Genomic DNA, 16,673 nt, shown 5'->3' on the forward strand with positions numbered 1-16,673 from the left:
AATCTATTTAAATCGAAGATTTTATTCAAATTATTCCCTTTCTTTAAATAATATATATTTCATAATTCTTTAAAAATTCAAATAATCCTCTTTTATTAAAAAGTCTTTTACTAAATTTTAATAACTTCTATTAAAACAAAATCTTCAATCTAAATAAATTATTAAGGAAGATTTTGTTGAAATCCATTTCGAAAATTATATTTAAATTATCTACACTTTAATAAGGTTTATAATTTCCTATGGATTATAAGCAAAAAAACCATTCTGATTACAGAATGGTTTTACTGCCAAATTCCTATTTTTCTGATTTTATCATATCTCAAATTAAGTAAATCCTTTTTATCAAATTTCATTAATTTAGGAATTTCACTCAATATATATTCCTTTATTTTTTCTGCTACAAAAGCTATATCTTTATGAGCCCCTCCTAAAGGTTCTTCAATTATCTTATCTATAACTCCAAATTGTAGTAAATCTCTAGAAGTTAATTTCATAATATTTGCAGCCTTTTGAGCTAAATTTGCATCCTTCCATAATATACTCGCAAGGCCTTCTGGTGATATAACAGAATAGACAGAGTGTTCTAACATACAAACTCTATCACCTACCCCTAAAGCTAAAGCACCACCACTTCCACCTTCACCAATTACAATAATAATTATAGGCACCTTTAACTTACTCATCTCAATAAGATTTGTTGCAATAGCCTCTCCCTGCCCTCTTTCTTCTGCTGCTATACCACAATAAGCACCAGGTGTATCAACAAAAGTTACAATCGGTCTGTTGAATTTTTCGGCCTGTTTCATAAGTCTTAATGCTTTCCTGTATCCTTCTGGATGAGGCATACCAAAATTTCTTTCTATATTTTCCTTTAAATCTTTACCTTTTTGATGACCAATTACTGTTACAGGAATACCTTCTATTGTACCTATTCCGCCAATTATCGCTTTATCTTCTCCATAAAGTCTATCCCCATGAAACTCAATAAAATTAGGTATTATCTTTTTTATATAGTCAATAGATGTAGGTCTTTCTGGAAGTCTTGCTAGCTTTACTTTTTGCCATGGTGTTAAATTACCATATACTTGTTTTTTCATTGCATTTAATTTAATTTTCAATATATCTATTTCCTTTGATAAATCTACATTATGCTCTACACTAAACTTTTCTAATTCCTTAACCTTATTTTCTAATTCAATTATAGGTTTCTCAAATCCTAAATGGTTAAACATCTAACTCACCTCTTAAAGAGTGTATATATAATATATCTGCTAATACATCTCTTAGATTTTTTCTATGAACTATCTTGTCTACAAAGCCTTTATCTTTTAAGAATTCAGCCCTTTGAAAGCCTTCAGGAAGTTTTTGTCTTATAGTCTGCTCAATTACTCTAGGACCTGCAAAACCAATAAGAGCTCCTGGCTCAGATATTATAATATCTCCTAACATAGCAAAACTTGCTGTAACTCCACCAGTAGTTGGGTCTGTAAGAACCGATATATATAAAAGTCCTTCTTCCGAAAGCCTTCCTAATGCAGCAGAAGTTTTTGCCATCTGCATAAGAGATAATATACCTTCTTGCATCCTAGCTCCTCCAGATGCAGAAAATATAATTAAAGGTATTTTCTTTTCTATCGCCCTTTCTATCGCTCTAGTTATTTTTTCTCCTACAACAGAGCCCATACTTCCCATCATGAAATTAGGCTCCATAATACACACAACACACGGATACCCTTTAATTTTTCCTTCACCTGTCACTACAGCTTCATCAAGTGACGTCTTCTTTTTATAAGCTTCTATCTTTTTTTCATACTCTGGAAAATTTAGAGGATTAGCTGGTTTCAAGTCTTTATCATATTCCTTAAAGCTTCCATTATCCAAAATTATATTTATTCTTTCTTTTGAATCCATTCTAAAGTGATAATCACATTTAGTACAAACCTTTAAATTTTTCTTTACTTCATCTATAAGTAATACCTCTCCACATTTCTTACATGTAATATGCTTATCACCATTTTTCACAGTTTTTTGTTCTATCATTTTTGGTTTCTCTTCTATTAGCTTTTTATCTTCATTGTCCTCTTTATATAAAGTTATAGTTGCATACTTTCTTTTACGAAAGAGGTCTTTAATCATGTTTTTCACCTCTCAACATATTTTTCTAAAATAACTTCATTTACAAATGAAGTATCAATTTCATTCTTTATGAATCTTTCATTACTTAAAATGTCTAAATGAAAATCTATATTAGTACTAATGCCTTCAATTACAGTTTCCTCTAAAACTCTTTTCATTCTACTAATCGCTTCTAATCTATTCTCTCCCCAAACAATTAGTTTGCCAATCATAGAATCATATGTTGGCGGTATTACATATCCACTATATAAATGGCTATCTATTCTAACACCATATCCGCCAGCTGTATGATAAACTTCTATTAATCCTGGTGAAGGTCTAAAATTTTCTCTAACATTTTCCGCATTTATTCTACATTCAATCGCATGTCCTTTAATTGTTACATCCTGTTGTAATATACTTAACTTTTCTCCTGATGCTATTTTAATCTGCTCTTTTATCAAATCTATGCCAGTCACTGCCTCCGTAACAGGATGCTCTACCTGTATTCTTGTATTCATCTCAATAAAATAAAAATTTTTGTCTTTATCTAGCAAAAACTCTACAGTACCAGCATTAACATAGCCTACAGCCTTAGCAGCCCTTATTGCAGCTTCACCCATTTTATTTCTCAACTCATCATCAACTGCTGCGCTTGGAGCTTCCTCAAGCACTTTTTGATTTCTTCGCTGCAGAGAGCAATCTCTATCTCCTAGATGAATAATATTACCATACTCATCTGCTAATATCTGAAATTCTATGTGTCTAGGATTTTCAATAAGCTTTTCTATATACATAGAGTCATCATTAAACGCAGATAGTGCTTCTCTTTGTGCCATAATAAAATTTTTTTCAAATTCCTCTTCATTACGCACTACCCTCATACCTCTACCACCACCGCCACTAGCTGCTTTTATCATTACAGGAAATCCTATTTTTTTAGCAATATCTTTAGCTTCATCCAATCCATTTACAGAACCTTCAGAACCAGGAACAACTGGTACTCCTGCATTAATCATAGTTCTTCTTGCTTCAGCCTTATCACCCATTTTTACTATATGCTCAGGATAAGGTCCTATAAATTTTATATCATGTTCTTTGCAAACTAAAGCAAATTTAGGATTTTCAGATAAAAAGCCATATCCAGGATGGATTGCATCTGCTCCTATAGATAAGGCTGCACTAATTATATTTTGTATATTCAAATAACTCTTTGTAGGTGATGCTGGACCTATGCATACAGCTTCATCAGCTAAATGAACATGCAGACAATCTTTATCCATCTCCGAATAGATCGCAACAGTCTTAATCCCCATTTCTTTACAAGCCCTTATAATCCTAACTGCAATTTCACCTCTATTTGCTATCAATATTTTTTTAAACATAACCTTACCTCCTAATCTTTATCAAAGGCTGACCATACTCAACTACTTCCTCATTTTCAACTAGTACTTCAACAATCTGACCTGAAACTTCACTTGTTATTTCATTCATTATTTTCATAGCTTCTATAATGCATAAAGTCTGCCCTTCAGTAACTTTGTCTCCTACCTTTACAAAAGGTTCAGCTCCTGGACTTGGAGATGTATAGAAGGTACCTACAATAGGTGATTTAACAATAAATATATTTTCATCATCAATTATTTTCTTACTTGTTAATAGTTCTTTTTTAGTTTCTTCTAATTTAGCTCCCTCAACTAGATTCTCACTACTTAAAACAACATCGCTTGATTTACTTATGCTAATTTTAATATCTCCAGTTTCAATATCCACTTTATTTATACTAGTTTTGTCAATTGTCAATATTAACTCTTTTATATCCTTAATGTTCATGCAATTACCTCCCAATCTTATTGGTTGATTTTAGTATCTGGTACTAATATATGATATTATTATAACATAATATTATTTTTTTTTGCAATAATTATGACCCTATCTATCAAAGATAGGGTCATAATAAATAAGTTTACAGTCTTCATCAACATGTTTACCAGTAGAATAAGATATATTAGGGAAGCATCTTATTAACTCTTGTTCTCTTACTTCTCCATTTATATATTTAATAGCCCCTTCTATCATTTCTTGGCTTTCTAAAACGGATCTCATATATATATCATCAAAACTTTCATAATAAATTTCTTCTTTTATGCACGGATGATTCCACAAATTATGTTTTCTATTCAAATAATCTTTTTTTTCATCTATATGCCTTGGATAAGTTAAACTGCTATAGTCAATTTGTTTTTTAATAACTATATCTATCATGTTTAGAAAAACCTTCTTATAACCCCAAGGATCATGTATTATTTTTAAAACTTTAATCATATCCTTAAAAGAATCTTCAATAAAATCTACTTCTATCTCAGGTGTATATAATTTTTTCAAAATATATATGTAAAAATCTGTCAATACATTAGGTATTTTCTCTACATTAAACTCCTTATATACTGGATACTTGTAAGTATATAAATTTTTTCTTTCTTTTAATAAAATTGTATCTATAATAAGCTCTAATTTCTTATGATATATACTATATTTAAACGTATCAAGATTACTTTCATCATATACTCCAGCTTGATAGTGAATAAAAGGATGAGCATTTTTATCTAAACCAAAGTGACAAATAAAGCCTGATAGGTAAGTAAAAAGTGTCAAATAGTCGTCATAATTATTTACTCTTTTTTTAAGATACTTAAAACTTTCAATAAAAAAATCACCAGTTCTTTTTAAATGCATGATTTTACCAAATTTAGGTCCTCTTTTTTTCTTCTTCCAAGGCCAAAAATCATTGTATAAAAATACATCGGGCCCTTGACATCCCAATTTGAATATATTAATTTTTTTATTCAATACTCTTTTCCATTCTTGATTTTCTAAAGAATTAATAACATCATATCCACATAACAAATGTGTCCATACATCAGGCATTTCATCACTCACCTTTTAAACATCTAATTAAACATTTCCCTATTTTTATATTTATACCCTATTTTATTTTTAAATTCTAACCAATTTTATTATAATTTTATGTTAAATATCCTTAATATCTCTACAGTGTAATTAAGCAAAAAGGTCTATACTTATAAAGCATAGACCCTTTAATCAGTATTAATCTATTAAAAATTTTCCATCCTTATAGAATAGTTCGCCATCAGCGTAAATCCTACCTCCATCTTTCATATCACATAACATATCCCAGTGGATTCCAGATTCATTTTTGCCTCCTGTTTCCTTAGGAGCTGCACCTATTGCAGCATGTACTGTTCCACCTATTTTTTCGTCAAATAGCATATTCTTTGTAAATTTTCGAATTCCATAGTTTGTACCTATCGCAATTTCTCCTAAATATTTCGCTCCCTCATCTGTATCTAATAAAGCGTGAAGTAAATCTTCACCTTTAGCTGCAGTCGCCTTAACTACTTTCCCTTCTTTAAACTCTAACCTTATGTCTTCAATTTCTTTACCCATAAAAATTCCAGGATAACTAAATCTTATATAACCTTCAACTGTATTTTCTATTGGAGTTGTAAAGACTTCTCCATCTGGAAAATTTGCTTTACCATCGCAGTTTATCCACTTTCTACCTTCAATACTCATTTTAAGATCAGTATCCTTTGATACAATATGTAATGTCTTCTTAGAATTTAGATATTCACAAATCCTTTCCTGTTTTTTAGAAATTTGTATCCATTCTTTTATAGGATCATCTTTGTCTAAGAGCCCTGCTCCATAAACAAAATCTTCATATTCCTCTAAGCTCATATTAGCTTCTTGTGCGCTTGCATAAGTAGGAAATTGTGTTCCACACCACCTTAAGTCTTTACCCATTCTGTTCATAAATTTAATGTTAATTTCTCTAGTTGCTGTTCTTCTCTTTTGTATTCTCTTTGCATCAATATTGGATAGAGTTTTTTCGTTGTATCCTCCCCAAATTGATAACATAGCATCAAAATTTTCTGATACAAATTTCTGTATCGGACTGACAAACTCTAACTGTTCATCACTAGCTTCTTTCAAAAATATTTCATTTAAGCCCGGAAGTGATATATGAGTCTCTACATGAGCACCATTTCTTATAGCTTCTCTATATACTTCCTTTATTAATGGATGTGCTATATCATAACCTGTAATCAATAAATAGTCTCCTTTTTTAATTTCTAGAGAGTAGTTAACTAGAAGCTTAGCTAATTTTACAATCCTTTGATCTGCCAATTAAAATTCCCCCTTATTTAATATATTAAAAAAATAAATTAAACTTATGATTAAAAAAATTAATATTGAGTTAATAATCAATAGTTATTAACCTATTGCCTATCAACTATTGATTATTTTAATTAATTTATTGACTTCCTTGTTATTTCTATTTTTTTTTAGAAAATCCCTTCTCATGTAAGTAATTTTTTTCTTGCTTTATATCATATAATGAACTGTAGCATAACTAAATATTAGTTTTATTAATCATTCAACTCTATCCATTTATCTATTAATTCTTCAAATTTCAGTTTAAGTTTTTGTTTTTCATTATAAATTTCATTTAATTTAATATAATCTGTTTTATATTTTTCCATAGCTTTGTCTTTTTCTTCAATAAGTTTTTCTAAATGTTCTATTTCTTTTTCTAAATCGCATATCTGCTTATCTACATTCATTTTTCTTTTACTTGCTCTTTCCTTATGACCTTTCTTTATTTCTTTCTGTTTCACTTGATTATTTATATTATTACTGAGCATTCTCTTTTCTTTTTCATTTTTATAGTAATCATAGTTACCTAGGTAATTTATTAATTTTTTGTCTTCAAGCTCTACTAACCTATCGGCAATTTTATTTATAAAATATCTATCGTGAGAAATAAATATAATTGTCCCCCTGAAATTTGATAATGCATCTTCTAACATTTCTCTTGAATCAATATCTAAATGATTTGTCGGTTCATCTAAGATTAAAGTATTTATATCTTGCTGCATCAATAAACATAACTTTAATCTTGTTTTCTCACCTCCAGAGAGATTTTTTACTTTTTTGAATATATCTTCACTATAAAATAAAAACTTAGCTAAAATTCTTCTAGCCTTATCTTCAGGCATAGGGAAGTAATCTCTAAATACTTCTAGTATAGTAGAATCTTCATTATCAAATATTATATCTTGCTCTAGATATCCAATTTTAACACCAGAACCAATAATAACTTCTCCTTGATCAGGAATATACTGATTTAACAATATTTTTATAAGTGTCGATTTGCCGCTTCCATTTTTACCTAATATACCCAATTTTTCTCCATATCTAACATGTAAATTTAGTTTTTTAAAAATAATATTATTTCCAAACGACTTACTTAGCTCCTTTATTATTATTACATCCTTACCAGATCTATTACTAATAGAAAAATTTAATTGTATTTTTTGTTTTTCTAATATTGGTTTTTCTATTTTCTCCATTCTCTCTAACCTTTTTTCCATATTTTTTGCTTTTTTAAACATATCCGCATTGTCAGCTCTGTATCCCCAATCTCTAAACCTCTTTATTGCTTCTTCCATATCTTTTATTTTTTTTTGCTGATTTTTATAAGCCTGATATGTCTCTAATAGTTGTCTTTCTTTTTCTTTAACATAGTAAGAATAATTACCATAGAACATTTTAGCTTCCCCTGCTTCTATTTCTATTATTTTATTAACTACTCTATCAAGAAAATATCTGTCATGTGATATTATCAAAACTGTTCCGCTATATTCATTAAGAAAACTTTCAAGCCATTCAATAGATTCTATATCTAAATGATTTGAAGGCTCATCAAGTAATAATATATCTGGATTTTGTAATAAAATTTTCCCTAGTAAAACAGTAGTCTTCTCACCACCACTCAATGTAGAAAATTTCCTTTCCCTAAAATCTTCTTTAATTTTCAAACCTGTACATATTTTGTTTAACTTTTCTTCTATATCATAACCACCTTTATATTCAAATAATGACTGTAATTGACCATACCTTTTAATAACTTTATCTAACTCTTCACCTTTCATAATATTCATTTTCTCTTCTAGCTTTTTCATATCTCTTCGTATTTTGAATAGCTCTTCAAAAGCAGTGTTTAATACATCTATTACCTTATATTCACACGGATAGACAGGTATTTGATCAAGATATCCTATCGTTGCTCCTTTTCTTATAGATATAATGCCATTTTCATAGTTTCCAATACCAGCTATTATTTTAAATATTGTAGTTTTTCCCGCACCGTTAGATCCAACTACCCCTACTCTTTCACCAGTTTTAACCTCAAAAGAAATTTTTTTCAATATTTTATTTGCTCCATAATATTTTTCAACATCATTTAAACTTAGCTCAATCATTAAAACTCCTCCATTTCTATAACTGATTAATAAAACAAAAACCTAGGCGAGTATATCTTCACCTAGGTCTTCCAATCCACCAATACAAATTGTAAAAACACAAAAAGCCTAGGTAAATAATTCTTTACCTAGGCATACATTCAGCACATCATTCAAATGCTTTTTTCTAAAAATTAGTGGTAAAGATAATTTACTCGTTCTAAGTTAACATAATATTTAATTTTGGACACACTACCCCCTTGGATTGCCTGAATAAATGTAATCGCTGAATTTGAAGCTGGTAGCCTATCCAAAATAACATTACTTAGAACTTGAGCTTTCACCACTTACACTCCTTTAGTTTATTAATTAAATTTTACCATATAAAATATAACTTTCACAATACTCTTTGAAAATTATAATATTATCCACTAATTTATCTATATACATCTTCATTCTTTTTAATATAAATATCAAGTGCTTTAATACCTCTATGAGCAAGTTTAATAAATAAAATAAAACAATATAACCAGATACCAAAAAAAACAAACATAATACTCGCATTAAATATAGCAAACCTCATAGTAATACATTCCACCTTTCCGATATTTTTCTGAACTTTCTAAAATATTATATAGTATATTCGTTAAAGCAAAAAACATTCCTTTATATATTACATTTTTTTAATATAAATCTAAATATTAACAAATTCATCAAACTAACAATAACCCTAGATCAAAATACAAAAGATTAGAGATTGCATCTTGCAACCTCTAATCCTTCTCTTTAATTTTTACTTTTCTTTGCAATCGATACAGACCAGAAAAGCCCTCCGTATAAAAATAATACTCCTATTATAAGCATAATCCATGCTCCAACGGTCATCTTTACCGACCTCCTCAAAGGTTAAATATTATTTTTTTGCTACTACTCTTCTTGCATTATTTTTACATCTGAATTATATTGACTCTTAGTTTTACCTAATACTATAGATACTATAATAACAACTGCTAACATTAACCAACCGCCTATTATAATAGACCAAAGTGGATATCCACCATATAATTTTCCATTTACTACATCAATTATCTCTTGTACTATATTCCAAATCAATATTCCACCAAGAGCTATCGGAGTAATAACAGTAATCATTATATCGTACCATTTACCTAATTTAACCTCAGATATAGGATTAAAGTAATTTCTTAATTTTGACGTTTTATAAATCCAACCTATAGCAATTGCTTCAAATAAACCAACTGCTACTATTCCAAAGTTATTAATATATCTATCAACAATATCTAGCCAATATAGTCCTCCTTTTGTAGCATAAAGGAAGCTTATAATAAATCCTACAAGACATGTTAAGCGCACAACTTTTTTCTTATTCCATCCCCATTTATCAACTAGACCAGCAACAACACCTTCAATAAGCGAAAATGCTGAATCTATTCCTAAAGTAAATAGCATTATAAAGAATACTAACGAGAATATTACTGCACCAAATGGTAATAAGCTTATCGCTTCTGGATAAGTCCAAAAAGCTAATCCAACTCCACCATTTCCTGCAACTTGACTAACTAGAGCTCCTTTAGTAAAAGCCATATAACCCATTGTTCCAAAAACTGCAAAACCTGCTAAGAAACTAATGCCACAATTTGCAAACACAGTAATAAGAGCATTGTTAGTAATATCTGACTTTCTAGGCAAATAGCTTGCATAGGCAATCATTACACCAAACGCTAAACTCAATGTAAAGAAAACTTGGCCATATGCCGATGCCCAAACCTTAGGATCTAATAATTTTGAAAAATCAGGATTTAGATAGAAATTAATACCATCTATTGCTCCTGGTAATGTTAAAGCTCTAACAACTAATATACCAAGCATTATAACAGGTAATGGTACAGTCCATTTAACAACCTTACCTACTGAATGTACACCATTTCTAATACACCAATAAATTGCTCCCCAAGCTAATACCAATCCTATTATTACTGGTATACTAAACCCACCTAATTCACCAGGACCACTAGAAATTTGAAGAACTTTATTTAAGAAGAATTCTTTTGGCGCACTACCCCATGCTGTTGTTAAAGAATAACATAAATAATCAATTACCCAAGCCATAATTACACTATAATAAGTAATAATTACAAAACTAGCTGCAATAGCCCACCAGCCTAAACTTTCCCAACCTTTTTTTATCTTACTAAAGGCAGTAGGTGCACCAGCTTGGAACTTATGGCCTATAGCAAATTCTGCTATTAGTAGAGGAATTCCTGCTGTTATTAAAGCAATAAAGTAAGGTATTAAGAAAGCTCCTCCTCCATTTTGAGCTGCCATATAAGGGAAACGCCATGCATTACCTAATCCTGCAGCTGAACCTATAGCTGCAAAAACAAAGGCAGTCCTTGTACTCCATCTTTCTCTGTTATGCATAATACTCCCTCCTTATACTTTTTTAAATAAATTAAAAGCTTAAATTCAAAAATCACCCCCTTGTTTACATATTTGTTAAAATAAATTTATATATAAAATATATATTATCTAAATATTAAAAATATTTTTAAAATTTGTTTTTTAATCAAAAAGTTGTTTTATACATTCTTTTTGCTAATTTATTGAACTATTATCTTTTTTTGTGTAATATAAATAAAGAAACTTTGTTATCTTTAGTTGACAGAGAATAGAGGACGTTGTTCGTCATTCGTTTTTCGCTTATCGCTTTTCAAATGACGAACAGCGAATAACGAAAGGAGGATAATAAATGAAAAATTTAGATTTTATCTACAAAAGACATAGTGTTAGAAAATTTAAAGACATAGACGTACCTATAGAAGATATAAAAGAAATAATAAAAGCCGGTACATATGCTCCATCAGGTAAGAATCTGCAAAACTGGCATTTTGTCATTGTAAAGAATAAAGAAAAAATAGAAGAGATGGCTAGAATCGTCGAGAGAAAAAATGCAGAACTTGCAAACTATGCAAAAGATGAAAATACCAAGAAATCTTTTACTAAATATGTAAAATATCATACAGTTTTTAGAAATGCACCAGTAGTAATATTAGTGTATGCTGGTCCATATCCTTCAACTGGTCTTGAACTGCTTAAAGAAAAAGGGGCGTCTAAAGAAGAGCTAGATGCTGTTTTATTACCAAATCCAGGAATACAAAATATCGCAGCTGCCATGGAAAACATTCTTTTAGCTGCATCTAACATGGGATATGGTACTTGCTGGATGACAGGACCTAACTATGCAAGTAAAGAAATAGCTGACTATATAGGTTTTAAAAAGGAAGGATATTTTCTTGCTGCAATGACTCCACTTGGAGTACCAGAAGAATCTGAACTAAAAAGCCCCCCAAGAAAGCCTTTAGAAGAAGTTATGACAATCATTGAATAATTTTTCAAAAAAATAAGCATGCCTAAAAGCATGCTTATTTTTTCATTCTTTCATTTAATTCTTCTCTTAAATCTTCAAATCCAGGTTTTCCTAACAATGCAAACATATTTTTCTTATATGCTTCTACCCCTGGTTGGTCAAAAGGATTAACACCTAATATATATCCGCTTATCCCACAAGCTTTTTCAAAGAAATAAATAAACTTTCCAAAATAATATTCGTTCATTTCAGGCACATTTATTACAATATTAGGCACACTTCCATCAGTATGTGCAAGTAATGTACCTTCAAAAGCTCTTTTGTTTACAAAATCCATAGTCTTACCTTTAAGATAATTAAGTCCATCTAAATTTTTCTCATTTTCTGGAATCTCTATATCTTCTTTAGGATTTACTATGTTTATAACTGTTTCAAATAAATTTCTTTTACCATCTTGTATATATTGCCCTAAAGAATGTAAGTCTGTTGAGAATTCAACTGAAGCTGGGAATATTCCCTTACCATCTTTACCTTCACTTTCTCCATATAATTGTTTCCACCACTCTGCTAAATAGTGAAGAGCAGGTTCATAATTAACTAATATTTCTATATCTTTACCTTTTCTATAAAGTATATTTCTTAAAGCAGCATATTGATAACAAGGATTTTTTCCCAAATCTTCTACCATATACTCTTCTCTACCTGCTTTAGCACCTTCCATAATTTTATCTATGTCTATACCAGCAACAGCTATTGGCAACAATCCAACTGGTGTAAATATTGAAAATCTTCCTCCAACATCATCAGGTATCACAAAAGTTTCATAACCTTCTTCTTCAGCTAATTTCCTTAATGCTCCCTTAACTTTATCTGTTGTAGCATATATTCTCTTTCTTGCTTCTTCCCTGCCATATTTTTTCTCCATATATTCCTTTAATATTCTAAATGCTATAGCTGGCTCTGTTGTAGTACCAGATTTTGATATTACATTTATACTTATATCCTTTCCTTCTATAATATCTAATAAATGTCTTAAATATGTACCACTGATATTGTTTCCTACGAAATAAATTTCAGGAGTTTTTCTTTTGTTTTTAGGAAGTATATTATAAAAAGAATGACTCAAAGCTTCTATTGCAGCTCTTGCTCCCAAATAAGAACCACCAATGCCTACTACGATAAAAACATCTGAAGTTTCTTTTATTCTTTCAGCAGCTAATTTTATTCTTTCAAATTCGTCTTTATCATAATTAATAGGATAATCTACCCAACCTAAAAAATCGTTACCTGGTCCTTTTTTCTCATGAAGCATCTTATGAGCAAAAGAAATTTGATCTTTCATATATTCTAATTCATGTTTTTTTATAAGAGCATTAGAGTAGTCTAATGTAATAGTATGCATTTATTTCCCTCCCTAGTAATTTTATATCCAATAGTTACATTTTACTATTATATAGTATCCAAATCAAATATATTTATAAATTTAAGTTTAATTTATTCTACAAAAAACGAGGGAACCAAAATCCCTCGATTCAATTTAATTATTTAATATTTAGACTAATATCTAACGCTTTAACTGAATGAGTTAAAGCTCCAACAGAAATTACATCTACTCCAGTTTTAGCAACTTCCTCAATATTATCTATATTAACGTTACCAGACGCTTCTAATATAGCTTTTTTATCATTTATAATCACAGCTTCTTTCATGTCCTCAATACTCATATTATCAAGCATTATAATATCAGCTCCTGCACTTAGAGCTTGTTTAAATTCTTCAATAGTTTCAACTTCTACTTCTATTTTAACAGTATGTGAAACCTTTTCTCTCATTAGTTTAATCGCTTTTTCTATATTTCCAACAGCTCTTATATGATTATCTTTTATCATAACAGCATCGGATAAATTATATCTATGGTTTGAACCTCCACCTAATTTTACAGCATATTTTTCTAAAACTCTAATACCAGGCGTAGTTTTTCTTGTATCAGCTACCCTAACTTTATAATTTTCTACCTTATCTACAAACTTTCTGGTCTTAGTTGCAATTCCCGATAATCTCTGAAGAAAATTCAAAGCTGTTCTTTCACCAGACAAAATAGCTCTAGTTTTGCCTTTTATCTTAGCTATAACATCACCTTTTCTTAAAAGCTGGCCATCTTCTTTTAATCTATGAAATTGTATATTTTTGTCTAGCAGTTTAAAAGTAATTTCAGCTATTTCTACTCCAGCTAATATCCCATCTTCTTTAGCAATAATTTCAGCTTCAGAAATATCATCTTGTCCTATTAAATTATCAGTTGTAATATCGCCATTATTCATATCTTCTATTAAAGCATTTTTAATTATATCTTCTATTTGAAGCACTAGCATCTTAACACCTCATCATTATTAATTTATTCTATAATGACATCCTAAACTATTTTCTCTTTTAATACAACTTTCTATAATACTTTTTGATACAATAGACATATTTAAGACTTCAATATATTCTTTATTATATCTATATTTATTTTTCAGCATTTCATATATATCATCTATTATTTCTCTAGCTTTTAATAACCCTGTTGTTGTACGTACTATCCCTACATATTTGTCCATAGTATGCTTTATTCTGTCCTTGATAGTTTTAAATAAGTATTCATCCACTTCAGTTTTTATTTCAGTTTCATAGTCGCTATCTAAAATATTTAATGGAATGTTCTCTACAGTATTATTAATAGAGTTAGCTATTCGTCTACCAAATACAATACATTCTAATAAAGAATTACTAGCTAATCTGTTTGCTCCATGTACGCCTGTGTTAGTACATTCTCCACAAGCATACAAATTCTCTAAATTAGTCATTCCATCATCATTAACTTTTATACCTCCAATAAAATAATGCTCTACAGGTGCAACAGGTATTAAATCCTTCGACATATCTAAGCCATACTCTAAACATTTATTGAAGATTGTAGGAAACCTTTTAATAAGAAAATCTCTATCTTTATGTGTTATGTCTAAATATACAAATTCACTATTAGTTTTAATTAGTTCATTATATATACTCTGTGCAACAATATCTCTAGGAGCTAATTCTCCCCTAGGATGGATCTTAAGCATAAATCTTTCTCCAAACTTATTTTTTAAATAAGCTCCTTCACCTCTTACAGCCTCTGATATCAAAAATTTCTTACCTTCACCTTCCGAATAAAGTGCTGTAGGATGGAACTGGATAAATTCCATATTATCAAGTACACAACCTGCTCTATATGCCATTGCTATTCCATCACCAGTAGCTAAAGGAGAATTAGTGCTATTTTTGTATAAAGCTCCTATTCCTCCTGTTGCTATAACTACAGCCTTAGAAAAAATACTGATTAATTTATTATCTTTAATGATCTTGACACCTATACACTTATTATCTTTTTTGATTAGCTCAACAGCCATTGTATCGTCTAAAATCTCAATATTGTCTCTATTAACTGCTTCTTTATATAAAGTTTTCATTATTTCTTTCCCTGTTGCATCTCCACCAGCATGAAGTATTCTGGCTCTACTATGTCCACCTTCTAATGTAGTTCTTAATCTTCCGTAACTATCTCTGTCAAAAGGAACTCCAAATTCTAAAAGTTTATCTACATTTTCTTTAGCTTCATACACTAATATCTTTAAATTATCTATATTATTTACACCTGAACCTGCATTTAAAGTATCCTCAATGTGTGCATCTAAATCATCTATTTCTAAACTTGCTGCAATACCTCCCTGAGCAAGTGAAGAACTATTATCAAATATCTCTCCTTTTGACAATATCTTAACTTTCAATCTACTATCTAAATTGAGAGCCGTATAAACCCCAGCTAAGCCTGAGCCTATTATAATAACATCAGTAGTATTTTTTGACCCCACAAAATTTCACCTCTATCTATTTTATCTCCATCATCCTTTGTAATGATTTCAATGCCTTTACTCTTATATCTTCAGGTACAGTAATTTCAAATTCTTCATATTTAAGTGCATTTAATACATCCTCTAGACTCGTTTTTTTCATATTATTACATATAAGTCCAGGTGATAGAAGATAAAATTTCTTATCTGGATTATTCTTTCTAAGTTTGTGCAGAACTCCCATTTCTGTTCCTATAATAAATTTCTTGTTACTAGACTTTGTAGCAAAATCAATGATCTGTGAAGTACTTCCAACAAAGTCTGCCATTTTAACAACACCTTCATTACATTCTGGATGAACTAAAACTAAAGCATCTGGATGCATATCTTTAACTTTTATTACTTCATTTTCTTTAACTCTATGATGAGTTATACAAAATCCAGGCCATAAATCAATTTGTTTGTTCTTAACTTTACTCTTTATATAATTACCTAAATTTTTATCAGGTACAAACAATATTTTTTCTGTATCGATGCTATTAACAATTTTTACAGCATTTGATGAGGTACAACATATGTCACTTTCGGCTTTGACAGCTGCAGAAGAATTTACATAGCAAACAACATAAGTATCTGGATTCTTTTCTTTATATTCTCTTAGCTTTTCTGCTGTTACCATATCTGCCATAGGACATCCAGCATCTTTCGCTGGTAATAATACCTTTTTGTTTGGAGAAAGTATTTTTGCACTTTCAGCCATAAAGTGTACTCCACAGAAAACGATTATTTTATTATCGACATTACTTGCAGCTTTGCTCAAAGCTAAAGAATCTCCAACGACATCTGCAATTTCCTGTATTTCTGGTATTTGATAATTGTGAGCTAATATAATAGCATCCTTTTCTTTTTTTAGTTTTATTATCTCATCAATAATCCTTTGTTTATCCATATATATTACCCCTTCTATCG

The 16,673-nt window shown here is 29.8% G+C and carries 15 protein-coding genes; 1 reads left to right on the top strand and 14 read right to left on the bottom strand.

Translation table 11 applies throughout. The features are described 5' to 3' along the window. Nucleotides 1–281: 281 nt before the first annotated feature. The 10 genes from TR13x_RS06110 to TR13x_RS06145 form a co-directional block, all read right to left on the bottom strand. Nucleotides 282–1,232, bottom strand: a complete 951-nt coding sequence (locus TR13x_RS06110; protein WP_054871026.1) for an acetyl-CoA carboxylase carboxyltransferase subunit alpha — start codon at nucleotides 1,230–1,232, stop codon at nucleotides 282–284. Then, entirely contained in the window at nucleotides 1,225–2,136 is a 912-nt protein-coding gene (accD, locus tag TR13x_RS06115; RefSeq protein ID WP_054871027.1) for an acetyl-CoA carboxylase, carboxyltransferase subunit beta, read from the bottom strand. Before accD ends, TR13x_RS06110 begins: the two co-directional genes overlap by 8 nt. 5 nt (nucleotides 2,137–2,141) lie before the next feature. Further along, a complete protein-coding gene (locus TR13x_RS06120) occupies nucleotides 2,142–3,500 on the bottom strand; it encodes an acetyl-CoA carboxylase biotin carboxylase subunit (protein WP_054871028.1) in 1,359 nt (452 codons plus the stop codon). A 4-nt stretch (nucleotides 3,501–3,504) separates the two neighbouring features. Continuing rightward, nucleotides 3,505–3,948, bottom strand: coding sequence for an acetyl-CoA carboxylase biotin carboxyl carrier protein (gene accB, locus TR13x_RS06125; RefSeq protein WP_054871029.1), 444 nt, complete (start codon nucleotides 3,946–3,948; stop codon nucleotides 3,505–3,507). A 99-nt stretch (nucleotides 3,949–4,047) separates the two neighbouring features. Beyond that, nucleotides 4,048–5,043, bottom strand: a complete 996-nt coding sequence (locus TR13x_RS06130; protein WP_054871030.1) for a zinc dependent phospholipase C family protein — start codon at nucleotides 5,041–5,043, stop codon at nucleotides 4,048–4,050. Between the two features lie 180 nt (nucleotides 5,044–5,223). Continuing rightward, a complete protein-coding gene (locus tag TR13x_RS06135; protein WP_054871031.1) occupies nucleotides 5,224–6,327 on the bottom strand; it encodes an aminopeptidase in 1,104 nt (367 codons plus the stop codon). A gap of 242 nt (nucleotides 6,328–6,569) precedes the next feature. Continuing rightward, nucleotides 6,570–8,465 (bottom strand): ribosomal protection-like ABC-F family protein, encoded by a 1,896-nt coding sequence (gene abc-f / locus TR13x_RS06140; protein WP_054871032.1) that lies wholly within the window; start codon nucleotides 8,463–8,465, stop codon nucleotides 6,570–6,572. Nucleotides 8,466–8,880: 415 nt separating this feature from the next. Further along, a complete protein-coding gene (locus tag TR13x_RS11240) occupies nucleotides 8,881–9,027 on the bottom strand; it encodes a hypothetical protein (RefSeq protein ID WP_200905831.1) in 147 nt (48 codons plus the stop codon). 203 nt (nucleotides 9,028–9,230) lie between these two features. Then, nucleotides 9,231–9,329 carry a MetS family NSS transporter small subunit gene (locus tag TR13x_RS11055; RefSeq protein WP_152912125.1) on the bottom strand — a complete coding sequence of 33 codons (99 nt, stop codon included), beginning with the start codon at nucleotides 9,327–9,329 and terminating at the stop codon, nucleotides 9,231–9,233. Nucleotides 9,330–9,371: 42 nt separating this feature from the next. Next, entirely contained in the window at nucleotides 9,372–10,886 is a 1,515-nt protein-coding gene (locus tag TR13x_RS06145) for a sodium-dependent transporter (RefSeq protein ID WP_054871033.1), read from the bottom strand. 328 nt (nucleotides 10,887–11,214) lie between these two features. Between TR13x_RS06145 and TR13x_RS06150 the strand changes: the two genes are divergently transcribed. Next, nucleotides 11,215–11,853: a nitroreductase family protein gene (locus tag TR13x_RS06150; protein WP_054871034.1), complete on the top strand. Its 639-nt coding sequence runs from the start codon at nucleotides 11,215–11,217 to the stop codon at nucleotides 11,851–11,853. Nucleotides 11,854–11,887: 34 nt separating this feature from the next. Here the strand turns inward: TR13x_RS06150 and TR13x_RS06155 are convergent, their stop codons facing one another. The 4 genes from TR13x_RS06155 to nadA all read right to left on the bottom strand — a co-directional run bounded on the left by TR13x_RS06155 (nucleotide 11,888) and on the right by nadA (nucleotide 16,653). Further along, complete coding sequence (locus tag TR13x_RS06155) at nucleotides 11,888–13,234, bottom strand: glucose-6-phosphate isomerase (protein WP_054871035.1); 1,347 nt, start codon at nucleotides 13,232–13,234, stop codon at nucleotides 11,888–11,890. Between the two features lie 139 nt (nucleotides 13,235–13,373). Beyond that, complete coding sequence (nadC, locus tag TR13x_RS06160; protein ID WP_054871036.1) at nucleotides 13,374–14,204, bottom strand: carboxylating nicotinate-nucleotide diphosphorylase; 831 nt, start codon at nucleotides 14,202–14,204, stop codon at nucleotides 13,374–13,376. Nucleotides 14,205–14,222: 18 nt separating this feature from the next. Then, entirely contained in the window at nucleotides 14,223–15,725 is a 1,503-nt protein-coding gene (gene nadB, locus TR13x_RS06165) for an L-aspartate oxidase (RefSeq protein WP_054871037.1), read from the bottom strand. A 16-nt stretch (nucleotides 15,726–15,741) separates the two neighbouring features. Further along, entirely contained in the window at nucleotides 15,742–16,653 is a 912-nt protein-coding gene (nadA, locus tag TR13x_RS06170) for a quinolinate synthase NadA (protein ID WP_054871038.1), read from the bottom strand. Nucleotides 16,654–16,673 lie beyond the last annotated feature (20 nt).

It is taken from the genome of Caloranaerobacter sp. TR13, from assembly GCF_001316435.1.
Lineage (GTDB): Bacteria > Bacillota > Clostridia > Tissierellales > Thermohalobacteraceae > Caloranaerobacter.